Raw genomic sequence first — 25,176 nt, forward strand, 5'->3', positions numbered from 1 at the left:
ATAGTTTTCCACAAAAGGAGACGACATGAATACCCAATTAGCCGCCAACACAAAATCAGATTACGTTGTTGCAAAATTTGGTGGCACCAGTGTAGCTAACTTTGATGCTATGAGCCGCTGTGCAGAAATCGTTTGTGCTGATAATCAAGTACGTATAGTTGCTGTGAGTGCCAGTGCTGGCGTGACCAATCATTTAGTTGCATTGTGTAAAGCTGATTTGAGTGCGGCTGAGCGTGACGAGCACATTACTGGCGTAGTCGCCATTCAAGAAGCAATCTTGGCAGAGCTGTCACTGGATGCTGATTTAGCACATGGCTTTAATGAAACACTTAAGGCTTTTCAAAAGCTAGCATCAGACGGGGCTAAGTCTGTAGCTGAGCAAGATGAACTACTGAGCTTTGGCGAGCGTTTATCATCGTATTTATTCACTCAAGTATTACGCGGGCAGGGTCTTGATGCGGTGCGTTTTGATGTACGTAAGGTACTGAAAACAGATAGCCAATTTGCTAAAGCTACCCCAAATGTTGCAGCAACCGCTGCAGCAGCTAAAGAGCATTTAGTGCCGCTACTTGATGACCATGTTGTGGTAACTCAAGGTTTTATTGGTAGCAATGAGCACAATCAAACAACGACCTTAGGCCGTGGTGGTTCAGATTACAGTGCTGCATTACTCGCTGAAGCAATTAACGCAAAAAGCGTGCATATTTGGACCGATGTTGTGGGTATTTTCAGTACAGATCCGCGTTTATGCGCTAAAGCAAGCCCAATTGCACGCTTAAGCTTTGATGAAGCGGCAGAAATGGCCACGTTTGGAGCAAAAGTACTGCATCCTGCTACTATTTTACCGGCAAGCCGTAGCCACATTAGTGTGTTTGTTGGTTCAAGCCGTGAGCCGCAATTAGGTGGTACATGGATTGAAAAAGAAAAGTCTCAGCAACCAGGTATTCGTGCGGTAACACAGCGTAAAAACCAAATTCTGTTAACGGTTAAAAGCCCAGAAATGCTCCTAGCGAGTGGTTTCTTAGCGCGTGTATTCACTATTTTAAGTGAGTTTAATATTTCGGTTGATTTGGTTACTACCTCCGAGATCAGTGTTGCAATCACTTTAGATAACGCGCCAAATGCATCACGCCCTGAGCTTGATCAAGCTTGTTTAGATAAGCTTTCTGAGTTTTGTCATGTGTCGGTTGAAAATAACTTAACGCTGGTGGCTCTAATTGGTTCTGAAATTCAATTACGTCAGCAAGAAATGAACTTGATGCAGGTATTGAGCGATTTTAATATTCGTTTAATTTGCCACGGTGCAAGTAAACATAACCTGTGCTTCTTAGTTGAGCAAAGCGAGTCAGATGAAGTCGTGCAGGCTATTCACAGCCGACTATTAGAAAGCCAAGTCGCGGCGTAAGTCATTAAAGTTAATAAAAGAGCACTGCCAGTCAGTGCTTTTTTGTGCCACAACACTTATATCAAAACCTTCAATAGAGTTACTACTCGCGCTGAAATTATGTTTGCTCAATTCTTCAAATACATTAGGGGCAAGTAGTTTCGCAATCGGCTGTGCACTTGCTTTGGCAAGCGCTTCTTTTAATGTCCAAATTCTAAAAAAGCACTGTGCCTGTTCATCGGGAGCGTCAAAACGGCTAATTAAGTCAACTTCATCTTGATGATAAAAATGCTTTGCGAGTTTGATAAAAGGGCGAGGTTTACTGCTTTGTTCAATATCAAAACCAAATAGCTGCTGTTTTGGGTTAAGAGCAGCGCCAATTAAACCATTTGAATGTGATAAACAAGCCCACACAGGTTCTCTTCGTTTTGTATGTAATTTGAGCTTGCTGTCTTTGTCATCAAACTGGCTTGATATTTCACTGAGCGCTAAATCGTCATGAGGGTAAGCATGTTGATACAAATACTTTAACGTTAGGCGAGTTGCTAAGTACTCTTGCTTGGCACTAGGCACTTTGCGTTTTTCAAGTACGCTTAATTCAAACTCACTGAGTAATTTATCAAGGGGTAAACTTGCAACATCAATACATGTTGCATCCATAAGCATGATTTTCTTGGCCGTTGTTTGGCGTTGTTGCTCGATGATAAGAGTGTTCGAAAAGTAGTGACTGCTCATGGTTTAACGCTTACACGGGGCTTGAATTTAGTTTTGTTTATTTTTACAGCAAATGCACTTTTATAGGCATGAACAAACGCAAATAGTTTACGCAGTTGACTGTAATTATGGTTTAATGACGAAAAATAATAACAGATTTGTAGATGTATGGCACAAGTTCGTGACGGCTTTCAAAGTCGATTAGGTTTCGTTTTAGCAGCTTCTGGCGCGGCGGTAGGTTTAGGTAATATTTGGGGCTTTCCAACACAAGCGGCAAACCATGGCGGCGGTGCATTTTTACTCGTTTACTTCATTGTTATTTTCTTATTAGCGCTTCCAGCTCTTTATACTGAGCTGTATTTAGGCCACCAAGCGCAAGCAAATCCAGTAAAAGCATTATCTAACGCATGGCAAGACACTGCACCTAAAGTGGGCGCTGCAGCTGGCTATATTGGCCTCTTTGGTGCGGTTGTAATGCTGAGCTTTTATTCGATAGTTGCAGGGTGGATGCTCGCTTATGCGCTTGAGCCAGTCGCAAGCTTCTTTGGTTTCATTGAGCTAAGTAACTTTTTACACAGTGACTCCATGGCGCGCAATTTTGTGTTTACGCCACTGATGCTTATTCTTACTGCGAGTATTATTTTAAAAGGTGTTAAATCAGGTATCGAAACTTGGTCACGCCGCTTGATGCCATTATTGCTAGTGTTATTAGTGGCGTTAATTGCTTATATCGCGACCCTAGATGGTGCAATGGATGGTTTTGCAGCTTACTTAGTGCCAGATTTTAGTCAAATTCTTGATGCCAACTTAATTATTGCGGCAATGGGACAAGCGTTCTTTTCGCTGTCGTTAGGTGTTGGTTGTATGATGGTTTACGGCTCGTATTTAAAACCAGATGCCAACCTGCCGAAACTAACTGGAACCGTGGCACTGCTTGATACCGGTGTGGCCTTCTTAGCGGGTTTATTGATTATTCCGGCTATTTTTGTTGCCCAACATAACGGTGTAGAGGTATTTAGCGGCGGTAAATTGGTTGGTGAAGGGCAGTTAATTTTTGCGATTTTACCTGAACTGTTTAGCACAATGGGCCAAGTGGGTTTACTCGTTGGCTTATTATTCTTTGTTTTAATGTCGATTGCCTCAGTGACATCAACCATCTCATCGACCGAAATTCCAGTGGCATTTTTAGTTGAGAATCACACTGTAGAGCGCAAAAAAGCAACCTTATTTGTAACGCTGATCGTGTTTATTGCCTCATCACTGATTATCTTAAACTTTGACTGGTTATTTGGTTTAGTCATTATGGTACTTACACAGTACCAATTACCTTTAATGGGGCTGTTCTATTTCATTACTGTTGGTTGGTTATGGCAGCGTGGTAATAAATTGCATCAAGTATCGAGCGGCCCTCATTATTGGTTTGCCCAGTACATTCGCTTTGTCTGTCCGTTATTAATGACGGCGGTATTTGTGAACGTGGCGTTGTTGAAATAAAAAACTAATACTCACATTTACTCAATCAGACCATCTTAAGTAAAGTCATTTAAAATAAGGATATATTATGAACGAATGGATTGTTTTAAGAGAAAAAATAGAATCAAAGTTTCCAGCTCTGATAGATGTTATTAATAATGAGTCGAATGTTGAGTCATTAAATAAAATTGCAGATTTGGTTGGAAATACTTTACCTCAATCTTTTGTATCAATATATGCAAATTGTAATGGTCAATTCCGCACTAAGGCTGGTTTCGTTTTTGGCCTTTCATTATTAAGTACAGAAAAAATTATTCATGAGTTAAATGTTTGGCGAGAGATTATTGACCAAGGATTAGAAGGGTTAAATGAGAGTTGTTCATCCCTAACACCTAGCGCTATAAAAATTGAATATGCGAATACTAAATGGTTACCTCTACTTGGAGATGGAGGAGGTAATTTTATAGGGGTGGACTTTGATCCAGGCCCGACAGGAACGAAAGGTCAAATTATCAATTTTGGCCGAGACGAAGATGATAAGTGTGTTTTTGCAAAGTCACTTGATGATTTCTTAGTGCTCCTCACTGAATTACTAAATAGCCCTTCGCTTGTTGAAGAGGAAGATGGCAGTTATTCATACAACCATACACACTTCATAGATGCACTCAAAGAGTTATCTCAAAAGTAATGAAACATAATTTTATTAAAATGTCATAAAATCAATAGGTTAATAAAGGGTGGTTAGCTTTGCAAGTGTTTAGAAGAAAAAGGAAGAAGGTTAGCTTTAAATTGCTCAACAGCTTTTTATACAGATTGTTATTTGGTGGTATGTTTGCTTATTATTTAACTGAATTTGCAGAAAAACCATTTTTTATGCAGCTCGGCTTTATAGTTGTATGTTGCATCATTTCTATCATTGTAGATTATTGGATGATAGAGCCAAAAAATTCAGTTGAGGTGTCAATAGACGGTGAAAAGTTACTATTATTAGGTGTTAAAATAGATATTTCCGAAGTAACTGAAATTCTTTACTCACAAACTAAAAGGTTCGAACATACAGTGAGGTTTAGTTATAAAAACCTAACTTACCAAGATTTCGAGCTAGCATCTTCCGATCTAATTGAAGATTTACGATTTTACGACTTTTTGGTTGATCACCAATTACCAGTAAAAATGCTCGATAACAATGAAAGGTTAAACGAGCATTGATGAGCTTAACGCCTGATGAGAAGTATCAAGGCCATTTCTTAAATAACTTCGTTAGTTAATGCTAAGCCTTGGCTTATTTCATTGGCACTTTGTAATGTGGTGCAGGCTATTTCGCTCAGTGCTTCTTGGGTGAAGAAGCCTTGGTGGCCTGTCACTAACACATTTGGAAAACTAATAAGGCGTGAAAAAATATCGTCTTGCATGATTTCTTCACGGTGATCCTTGAAGAATAACTCTGACTCTTGTTCGTACACATCTAGGCCTAGGTGTCCAAGCTTTTTAGACTTAAGCGCTTGAATACATGCTTGGCTATCAAGAAGTGCACCACGAGAGGTGTTAATCAGCATGACACCGTCTTTCATTTTCTCAAATGCGCTAGCATCAATTAAATGATGGGTGTGCTCGTTGAGCGGGCAGTGCAATGAGATGACATCACTTTGGGTGAGCAATGTGTCTAAATCGCACAGGGTATAAGGGCCTTCACCAGCCATTGGGTCGCAAACGAGTACCTTAGCACCAAAGCCATTTAAGATATTAACCAGCGCTAAACCGATTTTGCCACAGCCGATAATCCCAATCGTTTTTTTAAACAGATTAAAACCAAGTAAACCGTTTAAATCAAAGTTACCTTCACGCACGCGGTTAAAGGCTTTATGGGTTTTTCGGTTGAGCGTTAGCATAAGGGCAATACAATGCTCTGCTACTGCTTCTGGGCTATATGCAGGCACGCGGCAAACCTTGATGTTATGTTCTTTGGCAGCATCAAGGTCAACATTATTAAAGCCAGCACAACGTAATAAGATAGCCTTTATACCGGCAGCCGCCATATCTGCAATGACGTGTTTGTCGACCGTATCGTTTACAAACACGCATACAGCATCAAAACCTTGGCAGAGGGGCGTGGTATTGCTGTTCAAGGATTGTTCAAAATAACTGAGCGAAACAGACTCAGTGTATTCAGTTAGATTCCTTTCAAAAAACGGTTGCTCATACTTTTGCGCACTGAATAAGGCCAGTTTCATCATTTAAATTACTCTCTATCACCATTTTGAGGGTTTCGGGCTTGGTGCGCGGGGCATATCGCGCAACGAGTTGACCCTCTGAGTTTATAAGAAATTTGGTGAAATTCCATTTAATTGCGCGGTTTTGCGCAATTCCTCGAGTATGGCACTTTAAATAATTAAATAACGGGTGGGCGTCTGGGCCGTTGACTAACACCTTGTTAAAAATGGGAAAGCTGACATCAAAGTGTTGCTGATAAAAGGCTTTAAGTTCATTGCCATCTAGAGGTTCATTGTGGCCAAATTGATTACAGGCAAAACCGAGTACGGTAAATCCTTGCTGTTTATATTCTTGATAGAGTTTTTCAAGGCTTGCCATTTGCACTGAAAAATTACATTTGCTGGCAATATTGACAATAAGTGCTGTTTTTCCTTGTAGCGATTCAAGGCTGAAGTTTTCACCAGATGCAAGCTGGGCATTGAAACGATATATACTATCCATGTTTTACCTGTGTGTTTTTTAACGGTTTAAATGAACTTTTTTTCATTCGCTTTTTAGTTATTCGGTTGAGATAATGAAATTGTTACTAATTTATCACTCAAATAGGTCAGTTTTATGTCAATGAAAGTCGCCTTCATCGGATTAGGTGTAATGGGTTACCCAATGGCGGGTCACCTTGCCAACGCAGGTCACAACGTGACAGTTTACAACCGCACAACGGCTAAAGCGCAAAAGTGGGTTTCTGAGTATCAAGGTGAATACGCTGAAACACCAAGTGAAGCAGCAAAAGGGGCTGATATCGTTTTCATGTGCGTAGGTAATGATGATGATTTACGTTCAGTTGTTTATGGCGAACAGGGTGTGCTGGCAAGCATGCATGAGGCCAGCTATTTAGTTGACCACACTACAACGTCAGCTGAAGTGGCACGTGAAGTGGCTGCTCAAGCGAAACTACAAGGCATTGCATTTTTAGATGCGCCGGTTTCTGGCGGTCAAGCTGGGGCAGAAAATGGTGTATTAACCGTGATGGTTGGTGGCGACGAAGCTGATTTTAATGTTGTTCAACCTGTTATGGCTGCTTTTAGCCGTTTTAGCCAATTATTAGGTGAAGTAGGCTCTGGTCAACTGTGTAAAATGGTAAATCAAATTTGTATTGCGGGTGTGGTACAAGGCTTGGCTGAGGGGTTACACTTTGCAAAACAAGCTGGCCTTGATGGTGAAAAAGTAATTGAAACCATCTCTAAAGGCGCTGCAGGCTCATGGCAGATGGAAAACCGCTACAAAACAATGTGGGCTGGCGAATACGAATTTGGTTTTGCTGTTGATTGGATGCGTAAAGATTTAGGCATCGCTTTGGATGAGGCAAAGGCCAACGGCGCAACTTTGCCGATGACGGCAACAGTTGATCAATATTATGCCGATGTACAAGCCTTAGGTGGCGGTCGGTACGACACATCTAGTTTATTAGCGCGTATCGAAGCGTTACATAAAAAGTAATATCCATAAAAAACGCGACAATGATTGTCGCGTTTTTTATTACATGCTTTGTGCGTAATTGTACAACGCTTTTAATATATGCAGATTTTTCTCGTTATCATCATTTTCATGAGCCAGATTCTCAAGAGTGATCATGAAATCTTGGCCACTGATCGACGGGCTATCTTCACCGTGCATTAGCTTGTTTTGGCAATACTGGCGCCATTTTGCCAGTTCATCTTGGCTTAGTGTGTGTGGCCAATTTCGAGCGCGATATCTAAATAACAAGGTAGCAAACTTTTTATCATCAAAATCTAGCTGCATTGTGGCTAATTGCTCAGGGCTTGCATCTCGAATAATGGCAAATTTAGCTTTATCTGCATGGCTGGTAAAACCATCATAAAGTTGATAGTCAGGGTTGGTGGTTTCGCCGTAATCACGTTGCTCGTTAAACACTTCGGTCACTTTGTCGCGAAGTTCTGTGTTGGCTTTTAAAATAGCGAGATTTTGTAAGCATTTATCGCGATCAATACCTAATCGGGCTGCGTTCTCTGGCAACAAGGTTTTTGCTGGTGCAAGAATAGGGCATTTATTTAAATGCACGAGTTTTAAGCCTACCGGTGCTTCGTCTTCGCCAAGGTCGCTGTGTTTTGTATAAAGGCGCGTGCGTAGCTCTTCAATAGATAAATCTAATAGCACTTGCGGATCTTCAGTTAAATTAAAGCAAATAATGGCGTTTTTATTGACTGGGTGAAAGCTCATTGGTGCAATCCAGCTGGTGCAGCCTTGGCTTGCCGGAATTCGTGACGAGGTGTGCACCAATGGTGTCATATTAAATACATCAACTAAATCAGCCAATGCTTTTTTAGAACGTAAGCTAAAGAAAAACTGATACAGCTTAGGTTGTTTTTCTTTTATTAATTTTGCCAGTGCAATAGTCGCTGTTACATCACTTAATGCATCGTGAGCGGCTGCATGTTCAATGCCATTGGCAACGGTTAAGTGCTCGAGCTTAAAGCTCGGCGTACCGTCTTCTTTGAGTGGCCATTCAATACCTTCTGGACGCAGTGCATAACAGGCACGCACTAAATCAATAATATCCCAGCGGCTATTATTGTTTTTATATTCACGCTCGTAAGGGTCATAAAAATTACGGTATAAGCTGTAACGTGTGACTTCATCATCAAAACGGATACTGTTATAGCCCGCAACACAGGTGTTAGGTTGGCTAAATTCAGCATGGATCTTTGCCATAAACTCAGCTTCAACTAAGCCTTTTTGCATTGCAACTTGCGGGGTAATACCCGTTATTAAACACGCCTCAGGGTGCGGCAAGTAATCGGCTGCAGGCTTGCAATATTCAATTAACGGCTCACCAATAATATTCAAATCGAGATCGGTACGAATACCTGCAAATTGACTTGGGCGGTCCTTTTGCGGGCTTGCGCCAAATGTTTCGTAGTCGTGCCAATAAATTGTTGGTTGCTGTTGTTCTGGATATGCCATGCATTAAACCTTGCTAAGCGTAGGGCCGCTTTGACTTATTTTTGAATTGACAGAATTATGGCATAGAGACTTGTTAGTTTATAGAGTTAAAGGTGTTGATGCTGTTTAGTGGTCGTTTTATATACCTGTGCGGTATAAAAAATAGCCTAACGGCTAGTTTTTATGCTTATATAGGGTCTAGTCGTTAGTTTTTACCTAAATTTTTATTGTAGTGGCTCGGTATTTGCTAACGAAAGCTATCTTTAACAATGAAGGAACAAAAAAATGACTTTATCAGCTTTATTACTATCTACTTTAGCATTCGACGCAGCACCAGCTCCTAGCTTTGATACAACAAAACTTCAAGGCTCTGGTGGAATCGTAATTTTAGTACCGCCAAAAAAGAAAAACTTACAAGGCTCTGCTGGAATTGTGATCTTGGTACCAAAAAAGAAAGAAAACTAAGCACTTACAGAATAAAGCCAGCTCAAATGCTGGTTTTTTTTTATATATAGCATTATGCTTAGGCGTGTCTTTTTTAGGATACGCCATGCAATACCTTACAGATTTATACAATGAGTTTTTAGTCGCAACCTCTGCTCATAAAGTGTTTTCTACTCAAGTTATCATAGCGCTTTGTTATACAGTCGCACTGATACATTCATTCTACAGAGCATTCAAACATCGAGAGCTATTTAGCGACTTTTTGTCTATTGCCGTTGTTGCATCAAAATACTTAGTCACTTCTCTTCTTATGGAAAAGGTTTTACTTTATATTTCGGAGGGAGGAAACGGCGCGTTTGCACAGAATATTTACCTCGCATTGGCGGGTTTCAATGTTTTGAGTATGGTTATCTTATATAAATTACATACAAAATTTAGTTATACATTTGGGGAGTTGTTTTTTTGTATAATAAAACTGACGATACTTTTAGCTATAGCGCATTTTATTTTGTGGTTTAAGCTCGTCGTATTGTTTGTCCAAGCTGAACACGCCTACATACACTACATGTATAGTTTTATTGTGCTCTACATTAGTATTGTCCTTGCTGTTGTAATGTTGTTTCCGGGTCTTTTGAAAACCAAATTGAAACTATTACTTAGTCCAAGCTGGCCTTTTGGAACAAAAAGTTAACATGAATTTATGATGTTTTTCAGTCCTATAACTTCATTTATAATGCTTTTTCCTGATGTATTGCGAACCAAGTTTGGGTGTATAGTAACATTTAGTTTACCGAGGGATCGTAATGCTTGAACTAATTTACATAGCCATTGCCGTTTTAGCCATCTTGCTTGTTGCAAGTACATGGTTGATTGCGCGCAAAAATATCTTTGAAGATCAAATCAGATCTAAATCAGTTGAGGTAGTTTGGTGCACGTTACAAGCTGAGCATGAAACAGATATCAGCAAAGCAATTAAACTATTTAATAAAGCTGAACAGTTAAAGAGTGAAATTGCCACCTTAATGGGTAATTCACCGCAAGCTGCAGACTTTAAGTTAGCAGAGCCTGTTGGGCTTGATAGTAATGAAATAAAAGAGTTATCGCTTGGGGAGCTGCAGCGCTACTACGATAAACAAAATAATATATCCGATATCTACGATAAAATGTACAAAGGTAAGAATTAGTAAAAAGCCAGGTTATTTAACCTGGCTTTGTATTTTGAGCTCATTTTTTATTTGTTTTAGCTGAATATCTGCAAGCTGACTAAGGGCTTCATGAGTGTGGTTATCACCTTTAATTAGCCCCGCCATAGAAAGCTTTTTTATACTCTTAATAATACCGTTACTTACTGCTTGTAGTAACGCCCCATCAAGTGTCACTGTGGTTTGTTCGCTACCATTAAGTAGTGAATCAAAGCTAACTTCAGAAGCTTTAGCCACGTTATCAATTAGTTCATAAGGCACTGCAGCAATTTCAATACTTTGCTCGCAAAAACCTGATGTTAACGATAAGTGCCTTTCTAATTCAGCATAGTTTTGCACCTTACAAAGCGTACATATGCGCTTAAAAATATCACTCACATGCTGTTGCTCGGTGCTGAGCGTTTGATTAAACATAGCATGTCCTTGCGCTGCTTTTTTGTTTATATTAAACGACTTTTCAGAAGATCTCATTAATAAAGTTAAGGTGTGACCGTTTTTTAGCCCATAAATAATGCTATTTGATGGTATAAGCCAATTCCTACTAATACATTGAAAGGAAAGGTAATGCCCAAAGAACATAACATGGCTAAACCAATGTCTGCATCGGGTATGGCTGCTTTAATCGCGGCAGGGGCTGCTATGTAAGAGGCACTTGCAACTAGGCTTGCTAGTATTACCACAGAGCCTAATTCTAGTTGTAATGCAGTACCAACGCAGACCCCGATTGCACCTAATAAATTTGGTGTTATAAGAGCAAATAATGCTAATCGCCATTGGTGCCATGGAATAGGGCGCAGAGTTTGTGCAGCCATTAAACCCATTTCAAGTAGGAATAGTGCCAGCACAACTTTAAAGCTGTTCGTTAAGAGACTCGTTACTTGGCTCCCTTGTTGCGTCCCGTACATCATGCCAATAATTACACCACCAACTAGCAGAATGACACTTTTGTTAGTAAGTGTTTCATGCCAAAGTGCTTTTAGAGAAAGGTTTTGTCCAGAACCATTACCAAGGCGGCGATACAGTAACAATCCAACAATAATCGCAGGTAACTCAAGCATTACTAAATAAAGTGTGACTTCAGCACCTACATTAAGTGAATTCGATTCAGCATAGGCTAAAGAAACTGCAAATGTACCTGCGCTTACTGAGCCGTAATGGGCAGCAATACTTGCGCTATTAGCAACAGAGAGGTTTAGCAGTTTGTTTAAAATAGGAAACAGCATCAATGGTATTAAGCCACCAAGTAGTAATACAGCGCCCATTTCTGGTAGAAGTTGCCAATGCAAATTGCCATGCAGCACCATACCTCCTTTTAAGCCAATGGTGAGCATTAACAATAGGCTAAGAGTTTCATAGGTCGCTTGCGGAATTTTTAGGTCAGAGCGAAGTAATCCGGCAGTGAGTCCTAAAACAAAAAACATTACAACAATATCAGGCACTTTGTTCTCCTCTTGATTAAAAAGCGCCGCTATTCTAGATAAAAAATCACATAGTAAATAATAAAATAAATGATAATATCCTATAAGTTTTTATCTATGGGTTTGATTTTATGGATTTAAGGCATATTTCTTTTCGTTTACTCGAAGTGTTTATGTGTGTGGTAAAAACACGCTCAATTAGTGAAACAGCAAGGCAATTACATTTAACGCAACCAACGGTATCGCAGCAAATTAAGCGCCTGCAAGAAACAGTCAATGAGCCATTAGTGATGGTTAATCAGCAGCGAATTCATGTTACTGAAGCGGGTTTTGCCTTATTTCAAACTTGTCAGCAGGTGTTTGGTCACTTTGATGACTATCAAGATTATCTTGCTGAGCTTAGAGGTGGTGAGAGAGGGCGCTGTAAAATAGCCATGGTTAACACCGCGCAATATATCTTGCCTAAGTTACTTGGTCCGTATAGTAATTTACACCCTCATGTTGAGTTGCCACTTGAAATAGGTAACCGGGCTGAAGTGCTAGCCCGTTTTGAAAGAGGCGAAGATGATATTTATGTCTTTAGTCATCCACCTTCATTAGAACATGCAAAAGCAGGACGGTTTTTACAAAACCCATTAGTGTTTATTGCACCAACCAACCATGCGCTCGCGAGTCAGACTCAGGTCACATTACAAGACTTAGTATCTGAACGTTTTTTGCTTCGAGAACCTGGCTCTGCCACACGAATGCTGTTCGAAAGTGAACTGCAAAGCAGAGGCTTTGTTTTAAGCAACACAGTACAAATGGCAAGTAACGAAGCTATTCGGGTTGCGGTTGGTTCAGGAATGGGGCTAGGTGTTGTTTCTCGCCACGTATTGCCACCCCATGATACAAGTTTTTGTATGTTAGATGTAAAAGATGTCAATTTAGCTAGTCATTGGTATTTTGTGGTACGCACCGATCGCCATTTATCGCATGCGGCGCGTAGCTTTTTAAAATTTGCTCAGTTGAATTTAGAACAATGTTTAAATAAACAGTGGGTCACTAATGAGCTAAACCTACTCAATGAAAGCTTAAATTAAAGATTCTAACTACCGCATTTAAAATGCCATAGTTACAACTTGATTTCGGCCATTTGACTTGGCTTTGTACAAACCTTTATCGGCTTTTGCGAGCAACTCATTGACATTATTGGTGCCCGATTTATGTGTAATAATACCGACACTGATCGTAAGCTTTAGAGCTTGGTTTTGATAAAAGAAACGATCGTTGTGTATCGCTAAACGAATTCGTTCAGATAGGCTTTCGCCTTGAGTTTGAGTTGTGCTAGGTAGTATGACTGCAAATTCTTCACCACCGATTCTGGCCACCAAATCGTGTTCACGTAGTTGGCTTTTAATCTTTTTTGCAACCCATTTGAGTGCTTCATCTCCTGTTTCGTGACCATATTGGTCATTTACTTTTTTAAAGAAATCGATATCAATCATCAAAGCGCAGAGTTCAGTCAGGTTATGATTAGCTTGTTCTAAGTAGCTGTTACTAATTGTTATAAATGATCTACGGTTTAGTAATCCAGTAAGTGGATCTCGATTTGCTAGATCGTTTAGTACTTGCTCTGATTCTAAAAACATCATTAATGGCCAGATCATGGCGGTTAGAGTGGTAATTATAATATGGCTTATCAGAATGACCGCGAGAATGTGAGTTAAATCAGTATCAATAATGTCTTGATAATCCGAAACTAAAAGCGAAAACTGTAAAAGCATAATCAAAGCATGAATTACAAAGCATAGTTTTAGTAAAGCAAGATGCATGATGCGCTCAACCTGTAGTTTTCTGAGGGCAAAAGCAGCGTAGCTAAAGCATATGGCGATAATGGCCGTGGTGATTATTTGGTTTAACGGGGAGTCATGCACTGGCAGCAATATCAGCATGGATAGAATCACTACAAATGCACAGGCTTTATGATATTTTTTATCTGACTGACTGAACGCATGGATCCCTAAAATTGCAGCTAAAGGCGCTGAAATAATGAGTAAATCAGCCAAGTAATGGGTAATTAAGGGGAAGTCGATAAAAACACGCAGAGATGCGGTGATCTGCGCAAATACGAAAAGTAAACACGAACTACCCCAATATAAATAGCTTGCTTGTTGTCTCAAGAAATATAAAGACAGTAGAAACGCCCCAATAATCACATTCAATAAAATTGAAATGCTGATTATGGTGGGTAAATGCATCATGATTTTCCCTGGATAATCACTCGACTAAAATCAGGTTAATTATTATGTATTAGTTGAATCTTATCAACTAGTACATTGTAACTATAATTTCAGACTTTCTAATGCGGGCTTCAATGTTGGGTAATGGAAGCGGAAATTGTGATTAAGTAATTTATTGGGAAGCACAAATTGACCATGAAGTAGAAGATCTGACATCTCTCCCATCATCAATTTGAGAACCCAACTAGGCATACGCAACATGGCAGGACGCGAAATTACATTCGCAAGTGTTTGACTAAATTCATTATTATCAACGGGGTTTGGCGCGGTGGCATTAATTGGTCCGTGAATCTCTTGATGTGAAAGCACAAAAAGAATGAGTTGGATCATGTCATCTATATGGATCCACGACATCCCTTGACGACCATGACCTAAAGGGCCACCAAAACCAAACTTGAAAGCTGGCAACATTTTACCTAAAGCTCCCCCTTGTTTTGCTAAAACGATGCCTGTACGCAGCAAGCAAACGCGAGTTTGATCACCGTGCGCTTTCGTTGCGGCATGCTCCCAATCACGACAAAGGACATGGCTAAATTCAGGGTAAATATCATTAAAGCTTTCATCGATTGGCTGGTTTTCTTGACGGCCATAAAAACCAATGGCACTGCCAGAAATGAATGTGTGAGGAGGGGACTCACAGCGGCTAATCGCTTTTGAGATTTGTTGGGTAAGATTAATCCGGCTATTAAGTAAAGTGCGCTTTTGCGATTCACTCCAACGTTTATTGACGATTGGCTCTCCTGCAAGATTAATGACAGCATCAATCTCTTCAAAATTGAGTTCATCTAACGACTTAACAGTGTGTACCTGATGAGTCAGTATCACAGCAGCTTGTATCGGATTGCGTGTTAGCACAGTAACCTTGTGGTGATTAAGTAAGAAAGGGCACAAATGTCTACCAATGAGGCCTGTTCCACCTGTTAATAAAATATGCATAGTGCTACCTTAATTAAAATTTGTGTGTATTTTTTATACATAGTGATGGGGCTTTTTGCAAATTTATACGTATAAAGCAGTAATTTAGATTAGTCTTCTAGCCGCGATTGTTGTGTATGTGATAACTATTCTTTGACTCATGCTTAGCGTGATACATTGCTTGGTCAGCGAGTTTAAGTAGATGTTGATGATTTAGGCTGTGATCAGGAGCGAGGGCTACTCCAATACTTAATGAAATATTTAATGTCAGCTGTTCGAGTACAAAAGGATTGTCAAAACGTGCTAATAAATGAGTGATCATCGCATTAACGTATCTGTAATTGGCAATATTATGTGTAATTATGACAAATTCATCTCCTCCATAACGATATACATCATCATCAGCTCTAACTGATGACGTAATTCGTTTTGCGGTTTCAATGAGAATTTGGTCACCAATTAAATGACCATACTCATCATTCAGTTTTTTGAATTTATTGATATCTATAAATATAACGGCCAGCTTACTGTCTTTAGAACAAGTAGAAATGGCTTGCTTTAATGCAGGCTTTAGCTCTGTTCTATTCAAAACACCTGTAAGATGATCATGACTAGCTTGAAAATTTAACTTGCTCGTTCGTTTATAAACAATGTCACTCATGCGTGCAAAACGTTTTAACACAAAGCCAATTTCATCGTTGTAATTAATCGTCAACATTTTAGGTCTTTCGCCTTTTTCTAGTTGTTCAGTGTTTTGAATTAACAACTTAAGAGGTTTAAAAAGCCTTGAATTAATATAAAAAGCACAAAAAACTAACAAGGTCACTATTAATGGTATTTGCAAAGTAACAAACCTAGTTATGAATAGTCTGTTTCTTTGGTAGTCAGCATTTTGCTGTTCTAGCTTGGCACGTTCAATATTTTGAAACAGTAAAATATGCTTGCGGATTTGGTCCATATACTGTTTCCCCTCATTCGTCAAAACAATCGCTTTTGCTTCTTCGATTGCATATGGCGTGTTTTGCATTACAAGTGTGACAGTTAACGCTAACTCCGCTAACTTTTTGTCGACTAGCTCATCTATTACTGCAAGTGTATTTTGTTGTTCGGGGTTACTTAGCGTTAGTCTATTGATGGCTAAAAAATGTTGTTTAACTTGTTCAAGTGCTGCGTAGTAGGGTTCTAAATAGTTCAGATCTTGCGTTAATAAATAACCACGTTGCCCGGTTTCTGCGTTCGTTATTTGATTGTAGAGCTTTTCTGATTCATCGAGCACATCATGAGTATGGATCACTGCCTCAAGCTTAGCCTGACCTTGTTTATCTAATACATAGATAATGAAGGTATTGGCTACCACCACTAAAAAAATGGTAGATAGCAAAAAGATGAATTTAATTCTCAGCGACATTGAAATAGCGACAGCCTAAAATTACTAACCTGTAATGATAAAGTATTGACTGAGGTTGAGTATTTTACCAGTTTGAGTTTTGATATATGGATTCGAAATTTTAGCTAATTCATTAATGTGAGCTTAACAAATTGGTGCAGATTGTGTTTATTTTTGGTATTTTGGTCCCGATAATAAGTAAAAAATGTATTTAAGGAACTATTATGCATAAGGGATTAATTGCAGGTGCTGCAGTTTTTAGTATGTTCAGTGCATACTCTCTTCAAGCTGCAACAGTCGAAAGGGTAAGTCCATCTAACAAGCCTCAACTTCAAAACCTGTTGTTAATGAATCAGACTCTTCAAAAAAGCCAAATAAAAGGCTCTTATTTTGAAGAAATTACTTCTACTCACCAACACTCTAATAGTGTGTTAAGAAAAAGCTCATCAAATAAAATTCTGCAGCAGTATTACTCTGGTATTCCTATTTGGGGTCAGCAAATTCGTGTTCAAGAGAAGTCACAGCACATGAGTGGCTTTTTTGCGACCGGCATCAATTATGCGCAATTACAATTAAGAGCGAACAATCAATTTGATTTAGATACTGCAGTTAACGCAGTACTTGAAGCTGCTAAATTGTCATTAGACTTGCCATATAAGCTTATAAAATCAGAACGTTATATTTATGTTAAGGATGATAAAGCTCATTACGCATATTTAATTGAACTTGAAATTTTAAATGCCGAACATGAGTCAAAGCCTTCAGCTATCATCAGTGAAAATACTTATGAAGTGTATAAAGCGTGGAATAATATTAAGCACACACAGGCGATGGGTCCTGGGGGGAATGAGAAAGTTGGCCGTTATGAATATGGCGAAGATTATCCTGCCTTTGCAGTTTCTCAAGTAGGAGAAACATGCTTTTTAGAGAATGATAAAGTGAAAACTGTTTCGATGGAGTCAGGCAGTGAGCCATCATCTGCGTTTTCATTCCCGTGTGATCGAAATACTCACAAAGAGGTCAATGGTGCCTATTCGCCTTTAAACGATGCGCATGCATTTGGTACCTCAGTGTTTGATATGTATGAGCAATGGTACAACACGGCGCCCCTGACCTTTAAATTATTACTGCGTGTTCACCAAGGAGATGGATGGGAAAACGCCACCTGGAATGGCTCTGCGATGAGTTTTGGTGATGGTGCTGATAGCTTTTACCCACTAGTATCTTTGGATATTGTATCTCACGAGGTAAGTCATGGTGTAACAGAACAAAATTCTAATTTATTTTATTTTGACCAATCAGGCGGGATAAATGAATCTTTTTCAGACATGGCTGGTGAAACTGCTGAATACTTTGTCAGAGGCACTACAGATTGGTTGTCGGGTGCCGACATCACAAAAAATAGAACTGCATTGCGTTATTTTGAAACGCCGTCAAATGATGGTATTTCAATAGACCATGCATCACAGTTTTATTCTGGCATTGATGTCCATTACAGTAGTGGTGTATTTAACAGAGCATTTTATTTACTTGCAAATAAGCCTGAGTGGGATCCGCGAAAAGCTTTTCAAATTATGCTTTACGCAAACCAAAATTATTGGGTTAATTCAACTGACTTTATCGATGGAGCATGTGGGGCAATAAACAGCGCCATAGATTTAGGTTATGCAGCAAATGATGTTGTTGATGCATTCAATACGGTAGGCGTTGTATGTAATAACATCCAATTCATTGATAATGATAACGATGAAATGGATGACAACTGGGAGCTGTTATACTCACTCGACTCATCAGACCCTACAGATGCAGCAGGTGATCTTGATGAAGATAGATTGAGCAACCTAGAAGAATACAGATTAAATTCGTTGCCAAATAATTCTGATACAGATGACGATGGCCTAACGGACTATCAAGAACATCATGAATATCAAACGAGCTTAACTAATCCAGATTCTGATAACGACAAAATGACAGATGGTTGGGAAGTCAATTTTTCGTTAGATCCACTAGACAGTGCAGATGCACAAAGTGACTTAGATCAAGATAGCTTCACTAACCTAATTGAATTTTTATTAGGTTCAGACCCAACGGATGCTGATTCTACGCCTTCAATTCCTGCAACAATCTCTTTTAACTTTAACGATAATCTTGTTCCTGAAAGTTTTAATTTTACAGATCCTTCTACGTCATGGATAACGTCACAAATAGATGAAAGCTATAGCTTCTCTTTGGCTAATAATGATATTGACGATAGTCAAGCGACTAGTTTTGAATACAGCTTTGTAACAGACCAGACTAAGTATTTAAGTTTCATTTATAAACTTTCTACAGAAGCAGGTTTTGACCATTTGTATGTATACCTAAACGAGCAATTAATTGTTATTGATTCTGGTATTACCGATTGGCGCTCTTTCGAGCAGGTCATTCCTGCAGGCTTAAATACACTTAAATTCGCATATATTAAAGATGGTTCTGTATCATCCGGTTTAGATACTGTCTTCATTGATAACATTTATATCAGTAATGAGTTTGCCGATAATGATGGTGATTCAATACCTGACTCTTGGGAAGTTGTGCACGGCTTAGATCCTTCAAATCCAGATGATGCATTACTAGATAATGATAATGACGGTTTGAGTAATCTAAATGAGTTTTTACATCAGGGAGACCCCAATAACCTTGATACAGATGGAGACCAAATTCCAGACGGCTGGGAATATGAACATGGTCTAAATTTAACAGACTCTACTGATGCCATGCTTGATAGTGATAATGATGGATTTAGCAACTTTACCGAGTTTCAGTTACAAACTGATCCGCAGGATGCAGAGTCATTTCCAGAGCAATTGAATCTAACTAGTTCATTTGAAGATTCTAGACTACCTCAATGGTTTAACCATTCATCAGAGAACAATGCAGATTGGTACATTGATAATAGTTTTGCTAGCGATGGTTCGCAAAGCATTCGCTCCGGTAAAATCTCAGATGGTCAAATGAGCTCATTCAGTGCTACAGGCGTCTTCGCTGAAGCATACCTTGTATTTGACTATAAAATAGAGTCTGAAGAATGTTGCGACTCTTTTATAATGAAAATAAATGGTTCAAACAGTGATATTGAGTGGATCGCTGGGACTAAAGAAGGGTCGGTAATTGTTAAAATCCCCGAAGGTGTTAACGTTATTGAGTTTTCATATTCAAAAGATGGATCAATATCTACTGGAGAGGATGCTGTTTGGCTAGATAATTTTAAGTTTATTGCTAAAACGAGCGATGCTGATACAGATAGTGATGGGCTGCCAGATTTTTGGGAAGTTGAAAATGGGCTTAATTTAACTGATGCTAATGATGCATCTTCTGACTACGATAATGACGCATTAACAGCTCTGCAAGAGTATGGTATTGGAACAGATCCTAGACATTCTGATAGTGATGGAGATGAACTTCCTGACGGTTATGAAGTAAATATACTTATGACCTCACCGATTAATGCAAATGTTACTGGTGCTGATTTAGATGAAGATGGTTATACAGACGTACAAGAGTATTATGCACAAAGCTCACCTTCAGATTACGCTTCAACACCTTCAGCAATAAATAACCTTTTCGAAAGTTTTGAATATGGTGGGTTACCAAACAGCTTTACGGTGTTAGCAGCAAATAATGTTGACTGGATTTCAAGTGATAGTTGGTCTACAAACGGAGTGAATAGCCTTTCTTTCAATCCTAAGTTTGATGGCGAAAATTATACAGAAGTAAATGCAGGTTTTGCTATTGCTGGCTTGTTTGAGCAGGGTTTTATCACAATTGACTATAGAGTTAACAAATATGACCGATTTAATGTTCAACTAAACAACGAAAACATTCAGGTTCAATATAATGAGTCTCGTTTACTAATACCAGTCACTGATGGCTTCAACGTCATTAAATTTAATCTAGTTGATGCTGATTTTTACCGCTATGACCCATTCTTTATTGATAGAGTTATATGGCTTTCAGAGGTTGATACTCGTTTAGATAGCGACAATGACGGCATTCCAGATTTCTGGGAGTATCAATTTGGCTTAAATGTTCTTGACTCATTCGATGCAAGTCAAGATTTAGACAGAGATGGTTTGGCTAACATAACTGAATTTGAAATAGGGTCAAACCCAACCGCTGAAGATACTGATTCAGATGGTGTGGTTGATAGTGAGGATAGTCATCCAGATGATCCAAATTTAGGAGAAAATTTACCACCTGTTTTCTCTGATTTGACAGCTGTGACAATTGAAGGTGTCTATGAAAACACATCTATTCCTAGAAGTCTTTATCCTGAGGTTACTGATAACAATAGAGCAGCAGTTGAGGTATACCCTTTATCTAGAACGCTAGTATATGGCGAGAATCAAGTAACTTGGGTCGCTGAAGATATTGCAGGGAATAGCGCAAGAGCTGTGCAAACATTCTTTGTTACTGATACGACGGCTCCAACCATCCGAAATGATGTCGTCGCTATGAACGGCGAATTTACTGAAGAACAATTGTTTGAAACCTTGCTAGAGCAATTTATTGTCTTTGATAGGGTCTCAGGTATCAAAGAAATAACTGTCGAATCAGGGTTAGATATAGAATTTGAGTCAGGGCGTTACTCTGTAGATATTATCGCAAGCGATAATGCAGGTAATACAGCCTCAGGCACAATAAACCTACATATAAATCCTCGTATTGATATTCAGCCTTATACCCATGCTTATCGAAATGCTCTGCCCGTCGTTGCGCTTAATGTAAGAGGTAAACCGCTATATGATTATTTGGGGTTAAATTTAACTGCTGGAAATTATAGCCATTATGTTGGTGACTACAGTATTGAAGGGATTAAGAATGTAGTCTTCCCAAGTATCGTGGAATCGTCAATCGATTCAATTGAGCTTGAAGTATACGACGGCGGTTATACAGGGGAGTTTAGTAAATCTGAAATAATTCATTTAGATGAAGATGCTCCACGTACTATCAGTGCTACTTATAAACAAAATGGTAAGAAAATGGCAAGTTTGGTCAAAGGGAATAGCGCCGACCTTTCTATTCAAGTATATGGCTTTTCAAATTATGAAAGTTTAGAGCTAAAAGTAACATTATTATCTGCTGAACAAGTCATCAATGAAGTTGACGTGTATATGTATGACACATCAATTTGGAGTGGCTATTTTGGTATTGAAGATACTTGGCAAGGAGACATTACCTTACAGTATGACATTTTACAAAATGGAGAGTCGGTTCTGACTAAAACTGAGACCGTGCCATTAATTAATAATGTTAACTTTGATGATGAAAGTGCGGACACCGATGGTGATAATATCCCTGATATTGTAGAGTGGATAGGCGACAGTGATGGTGATGGGATTGTTGATTTCTTAGATAATTCAGCAAACACCTCGAAAGGGGTACTCGCATCTGACTCTTATGTATATACGAACAATGTTTTCCATATCATCAGAGCAGGTGACGTTATTCGCACTCACAGTGAGCACTTCATAGAAAATATGAATGTCTCTGAAGAGATGTTGCTTGATGCCTTCACGCAGATGAGGGTTGAAGATCCTCATTTCCAATTGAAGAGTGACATGATAAACATCAATGTTGAGCTCGCTCAGCGTACAGAATCAGTAGACCTTGCTTTACCAATGCTCGAAAACGCTTTATTAAGCGATGAGCTACAAGCACGCGTACTAACGTTAAATGGTTGGAAATCGGTAGAGATAATTGCAAGCAGCGAGTTTAGTGCCGAGTGCAGCAATTGTTCAGTGATTAGGATTGAAGATGGTAGTGAGTTTGACTTAGACGGCGTGAAAAATGGTTTTGTTGAGGTTGTCGCAAAACTTGCACAAGAAAGTCTTAATAGCGCACCAACATTGTCTCTTATTATTCCTGAAACGATAGAAGAGCTGCATATTTTCGTTTTAGATGCGTCAGGCACGTCAGATAGCGACGCAGATGAGCTAACGTATCACTGGTCTATTTCAATACCAGAAGTTACTATCGAAAACCAAAATGAAAGTATAGCAATCTTAAAAGTGTCAGAGCTAATAGAGTCAAAGCAAGGGACAATTTCTTTAACCATTAACGATGGTTATGAGGAATTTGTTCATGAACAATCTGTTCTATTCGTGCATGTAAACCAATTGCCAACTCTTGAACTTGCTAGTAGTTATACAGTTAATGAGAATGCAGACGGTGTAATTACCGTTTCTGCGATAGATAAGGAATCACAGTCGTTAACTTACAATTGGACACAAACGCAAGGTCTTCAAGCTGATATTCTTCAATCGAATTCGGCAACGTTAAAATTTAAATCTCCAGCTGTTTCAGAGGATTCATTGCTCAAATTCAAAGTAGCAGTTTCGGATGGGGAAGGAACTACAGAACAATCGATAGAAGTTACTGTTAAAAATGTACCTACTACTAGCAATAGTGATAAAGCTGAATCTAGTAGCGGTGGCGTTTTTGTATTTCTCATTGCTTTGTTACCTTTTGTTTATAGAAGGCGACTATACAGAGATTAAAATAGCGAAAAAAGCCCCTTTTAAAGGGGCTTTTTTAATAGGAGCAAGTCATTATAAATAATTTAAATACAGTCATAAATTATGATTACTACTGTTGTTATTTGAAATTCTTGGTATGCTTATTAAAGCAAAATAAAATTCGTGTAACTAGGGAGCTAGGTTGAACTTTCTGCGCCAATTTCACAACATCGTATCTGATCAAAATACTGACTTCTCAGAGAAAATAACAGAGTTACTAAAATTTGGTCTAGATGTATTTAATCTTGATTTTGCGATAATTAGTCGTGTAGAAAATAATGTTTACACGGTCATACACGTAATTGCTCCAGATGATGCAATTGCTGTTGGTACTCAGTTTGAACTATCGGGTACGTATTGCACCCATACGCTCACAGCGAATAAAGCGATATCTTTTCATCAAGCCTCTAAAAGTACTATTGCAGAGCATCCTTGTTATCTGAATTTCAAACTTGAATCTTATATTGGCGCACCTATTTTTGTAGGTAATAAAGTCTTTGGTACTCTTAACTTTTCTGCACCGCAAGCTTCACCGCCTTTTAATGATGATGCCCATGATTATGTTGAGCTTTTTGCGCAATGGCTTGGAAATGAGTTTGCACGAAATTCAGCATCAAAAAAATTAATAAAAAAGAACTCTATGCTTGCTCAAGTTGAGAAAGTTGCGAAGATTGGTTCATGGGAGTTAGATCTTGCATCAAATCGCCTTTATTGGAGTAAACAAACAAAAGCGATCCATGAGGTGCCAGAAGATTTTACTCCCTTACTTGATAATGCCATAGAATATTACAAAAAAGGGCCAAGTAGGGATGCTATTGAGCTTGCTGTGAAAGAAGCTATTGAAGATGGAAAACAGTGGAATATCGAAATTGAATTGATCACAGCGAAAGGTAAACCTATATGGGTATCCACTTTTGGTGAACCTGAATTCAAAAACGGAAAGTGCGTAAGATTAATAGGTACATTTCAAGATATTACTAAATCGGTATTATTGCGAGAAGAACTTAAAAAGCAAAAGGCAGACGCAGAACGCACCTTAGAAGATCGTAGTATTTTACTTGCAAAAATAAGTCATGAATTACGTACTCCGTTGAATGGTATAACTGGCATGTTGACGACTTTGCTTTATGAGAAATCTGAGCAAAAGCGTGAAGAGAAGTTGAAAGTTGCGCTTCGTAGCGCCGATATATTGCTTAATATTATTAATGAAGTTCTCGATTTTTCGAAAATTAACCATGGAGAGCTGAAACTAGAGCCATGTCATTTCTTGTTAAAGACAATTTTTGTTGACCTTGCTTCGTTATATTTACCGCTATACCAAGAAAAGAACTTAAATTTTGAAGTTGATATTGATATCAGTGATAAGTGCTGGACTTACTGTGATAACACGCGGATCACCCAAATAGTGTCTAACTTGTTAAGCAACGCATTAAAATTTACTGAGCAAGGTGATATTAAATTGCGCGCTGTCGCACAGCAACAAGGTGATGATGTGCTTCTAAATCTGCGGGTAAGTGATAGTGGTGTCGGCATGTCAGAATCTTTTATGAAGTCACTATTCTCACCCTTTACACAAGAAGTAAACAAAGAGCGTAAAAAAGGTGGTACAGGGCTTGGCCTTGCAATAGTTAAGGAACTTATTGACTACATGGGCGGCTCTATTAAAGTTACTAGCGAATACGGCAAAGGAAGTTGTTTTGATATTCAATTAACTTTAAAAAGGGGAGTAGCTCAGACGTCTGACCTTATTACTGCCGCAAATATTGACTTTTCAACCTTGCCATTGTCGATACTCGTTGTTGATGATAACCAAATTAATCGTTTTGTTCTAAAAGCCCATTTAGAAAAGTTAGGTTTAACTGCCGATTATGCATGCGATGGTATTGATGCGATAAATAAGTGCAAACAAAATAACTACAATCTAATATTTATGGATTGTGTAATGCCTGAAATGGATGGTATTGAAGCAACTAGTATTTTAAGAGAAGAGCTAATTTGCCCGGTACATAAAACTTACATAGTTGCTTTGACAGCTAATACTTCAGCCGATGATAAGGCTGCATGTAAGCGAGCTGGTATGGACTTGTTTGTTTCTAAACCTGTTAAAAATACAGCCATAGAACAAGCTATTATTTCAGCAAAAGAGCACTTATTTATGTAATGTTTTTTCTAATTAACCCCACTAAATGGCTCGCGATCAGAGTCCAATAAAAAAGGGTTATCAAATT

At 38.8% G+C, this 25,176-nt stretch carries 20 protein-coding genes; 11 read left to right on the forward strand and 9 right to left on the reverse strand.

The genetic code is table 11. The features are described from left to right. The first annotated feature begins 25 nt into the window (after positions 1 to 25). On the forward strand, positions 26 to 1,405 hold the full coding sequence (lysC, locus tag L1272_RS07415; protein ID WP_235373094.1) for a lysine-sensitive aspartokinase 3: 1,380 nt from the start codon (positions 26 to 28) through the stop codon (positions 1,403 to 1,405). Here lysC and L1272_RS07420 read toward each other — a convergent pair. Further along, complete coding sequence (locus tag L1272_RS07420; protein WP_235373095.1) at positions 1,382 to 2,119, reverse strand: 4'-phosphopantetheinyl transferase family protein; 738 nt, start codon at positions 2,117 to 2,119, stop codon at positions 1,382 to 1,384. The two genes, lysC and L1272_RS07420, sit on opposite strands and share 24 nt — an antisense overlap. Positions 2,120 to 2,266: 147 nt before the next feature. On the opposite strand from L1272_RS07420, the gene L1272_RS07425 reads away from it, so the two are divergent. The 3 genes from L1272_RS07425 to L1272_RS07435 all read left to right on the forward strand — a co-directional run bounded on the left by L1272_RS07425 (position 2,267) and on the right by L1272_RS07435 (position 4,780). Then, positions 2,267 to 3,592 (forward strand): sodium-dependent transporter, encoded by a 1,326-nt coding sequence (locus tag L1272_RS07425; protein WP_235373096.1) that lies wholly within the window; start codon positions 2,267 to 2,269, stop codon positions 3,590 to 3,592. 67 nt (positions 3,593 to 3,659) lie between these two features. Then, a complete protein-coding gene (locus tag L1272_RS07430; RefSeq protein WP_235373097.1) occupies positions 3,660 to 4,259 on the forward strand; it encodes an SMI1/KNR4 family protein in 600 nt (199 codons plus the stop codon). A 59-nt stretch (positions 4,260 to 4,318) separates the two neighbouring features. Then, positions 4,319 to 4,780, forward strand: a complete 462-nt coding sequence (locus L1272_RS07435; protein WP_054551487.1) for a hypothetical protein — start codon at positions 4,319 to 4,321, stop codon at positions 4,778 to 4,780. A 38-nt stretch (positions 4,781 to 4,818) separates the two neighbouring features. Here L1272_RS07435 and L1272_RS07440 read toward each other — a convergent pair whose 3' ends face one another. Both L1272_RS07440 and L1272_RS07445 read right to left on the reverse strand, forming a co-directional pair. After that, entirely contained in the window at positions 4,819 to 5,802 is a 984-nt protein-coding gene (locus L1272_RS07440; RefSeq protein ID WP_235373129.1) for a 2-hydroxyacid dehydrogenase, read from the reverse strand. Further along, positions 5,768 to 6,283: a glutathione peroxidase gene (locus tag L1272_RS07445; RefSeq protein ID WP_054551485.1), complete on the reverse strand. Its 516-nt coding sequence runs from the start codon at positions 6,281 to 6,283 to the stop codon at positions 5,768 to 5,770. Before L1272_RS07445 ends, L1272_RS07440 begins: the two co-directional genes overlap by 35 nt. A gap of 114 nt (positions 6,284 to 6,397) precedes the next feature. Here L1272_RS07445 and L1272_RS07450 point away from each other — a divergent pair, with 114 nt between their 5' ends. Further along, entirely contained in the window at positions 6,398 to 7,279 is an 882-nt protein-coding gene (locus L1272_RS07450; protein ID WP_235373098.1) for an NAD(P)-dependent oxidoreductase, read from the forward strand. 39 nt (positions 7,280 to 7,318) lie between these two features. Here the strand turns inward: L1272_RS07450 and sbcB are convergent, their stop codons facing one another. Next, a complete protein-coding gene (gene sbcB, locus L1272_RS07455; RefSeq protein WP_235373099.1) occupies positions 7,319 to 8,764 on the reverse strand; it encodes an exodeoxyribonuclease I in 1,446 nt (481 codons plus the stop codon). 264 nt (positions 8,765 to 9,028) lie between these two features. Here sbcB and L1272_RS07460 point away from each other — a divergent pair, with 264 nt between their 5' ends. The 3 genes from L1272_RS07460 (at position 9,029) to L1272_RS07470 (ending at position 10,371) form a co-directional block, all read left to right on the forward strand. Continuing rightward, a complete protein-coding gene (locus L1272_RS07460) occupies positions 9,029 to 9,208 on the forward strand; it encodes a hypothetical protein (RefSeq protein ID WP_054551482.1) in 180 nt (59 codons plus the stop codon). An 85-nt stretch (positions 9,209 to 9,293) separates the two neighbouring features. Further along, positions 9,294 to 9,878, forward strand: a complete 585-nt coding sequence (locus L1272_RS07465; RefSeq protein ID WP_054551481.1) for a hypothetical protein — start codon at positions 9,294 to 9,296, stop codon at positions 9,876 to 9,878. Positions 9,879 to 9,990: 112 nt separating this feature from the next. Beyond that, positions 9,991 to 10,371: a hypothetical protein gene (locus L1272_RS07470; protein WP_235373100.1), complete on the forward strand. Its 381-nt coding sequence runs from the start codon at positions 9,991 to 9,993 to the stop codon at positions 10,369 to 10,371. A gap of 12 nt (positions 10,372 to 10,383) precedes the next feature. Here the strand turns inward: L1272_RS07470 and L1272_RS07475 are convergent, their stop codons facing one another. Beyond that, positions 10,384 to 10,803, reverse strand: a complete 420-nt coding sequence (locus L1272_RS07475; RefSeq protein WP_138600521.1) for a hypothetical protein — start codon at positions 10,801 to 10,803, stop codon at positions 10,384 to 10,386. A gap of 83 nt (positions 10,804 to 10,886) precedes the next feature. Further along, positions 10,887 to 11,828, reverse strand: a complete 942-nt coding sequence (locus tag L1272_RS07480) for a sodium-dependent bicarbonate transport family permease (RefSeq protein WP_235373101.1) — start codon at positions 11,826 to 11,828, stop codon at positions 10,887 to 10,889. 110 nt (positions 11,829 to 11,938) lie between these two features. Here L1272_RS07480 and L1272_RS07485 point away from each other — a divergent pair, with 110 nt between their 5' ends. Beyond that, complete coding sequence (locus L1272_RS07485) at positions 11,939 to 12,889, forward strand: LysR family transcriptional regulator (protein WP_054551477.1); 951 nt, start codon at positions 11,939 to 11,941, stop codon at positions 12,887 to 12,889. 18 nt (positions 12,890 to 12,907) lie between these two features. Here the strand turns inward: L1272_RS07485 and L1272_RS07490 are convergent, their stop codons facing one another. The 3 genes from L1272_RS07490 to L1272_RS07500 form a co-directional block, all read right to left on the reverse strand. Beyond that, positions 12,908 to 14,050 (reverse strand): GGDEF domain-containing protein, encoded by a 1,143-nt coding sequence (locus L1272_RS07490; protein WP_235373102.1) that lies wholly within the window; start codon positions 14,048 to 14,050, stop codon positions 12,908 to 12,910. An 81-nt stretch (positions 14,051 to 14,131) separates the two neighbouring features. Further along, positions 14,132 to 15,025: a TIGR01777 family oxidoreductase gene (locus L1272_RS07495; RefSeq protein WP_235373103.1), complete on the reverse strand. Its 894-nt coding sequence runs from the start codon at positions 15,023 to 15,025 to the stop codon at positions 14,132 to 14,134. A 97-nt stretch (positions 15,026 to 15,122) separates the two neighbouring features. Continuing rightward, positions 15,123 to 16,412: a diguanylate cyclase domain-containing protein gene (locus L1272_RS07500; RefSeq protein WP_235373104.1), complete on the reverse strand. Its 1,290-nt coding sequence runs from the start codon at positions 16,410 to 16,412 to the stop codon at positions 15,123 to 15,125. Positions 16,413 to 16,615: 203 nt separating this feature from the next. On the opposite strand from L1272_RS07500, the gene L1272_RS07505 reads away from it, so the two are divergent. Both L1272_RS07505 and L1272_RS07510 read left to right on the forward strand, forming a co-directional pair. Further along, positions 16,616 to 22,930 (forward strand): M4 family metallopeptidase, encoded by a 6,315-nt coding sequence (locus tag L1272_RS07505; protein WP_235373105.1) that lies wholly within the window; start codon positions 16,616 to 16,618, stop codon positions 22,928 to 22,930. A gap of 160 nt (positions 22,931 to 23,090) precedes the next feature. Then, the gene (locus L1272_RS07510; protein ID WP_054551472.1) at positions 23,091 to 25,109 is read left to right on the forward strand and encodes an ATP-binding protein; all 2,019 of its coding nucleotides are present in this window, start codon (positions 23,091 to 23,093) and stop codon (positions 25,107 to 25,109) included. Positions 25,110 to 25,176 lie beyond the last annotated feature (67 nt).

Origin of the sequence: Pseudoalteromonas sp. PAST1, from assembly GCF_021532515.1 — a bacterium.
GTDB lineage: Bacteria > Pseudomonadota > Gammaproteobacteria > Enterobacterales > Alteromonadaceae > Pseudoalteromonas > Pseudoalteromonas simplex.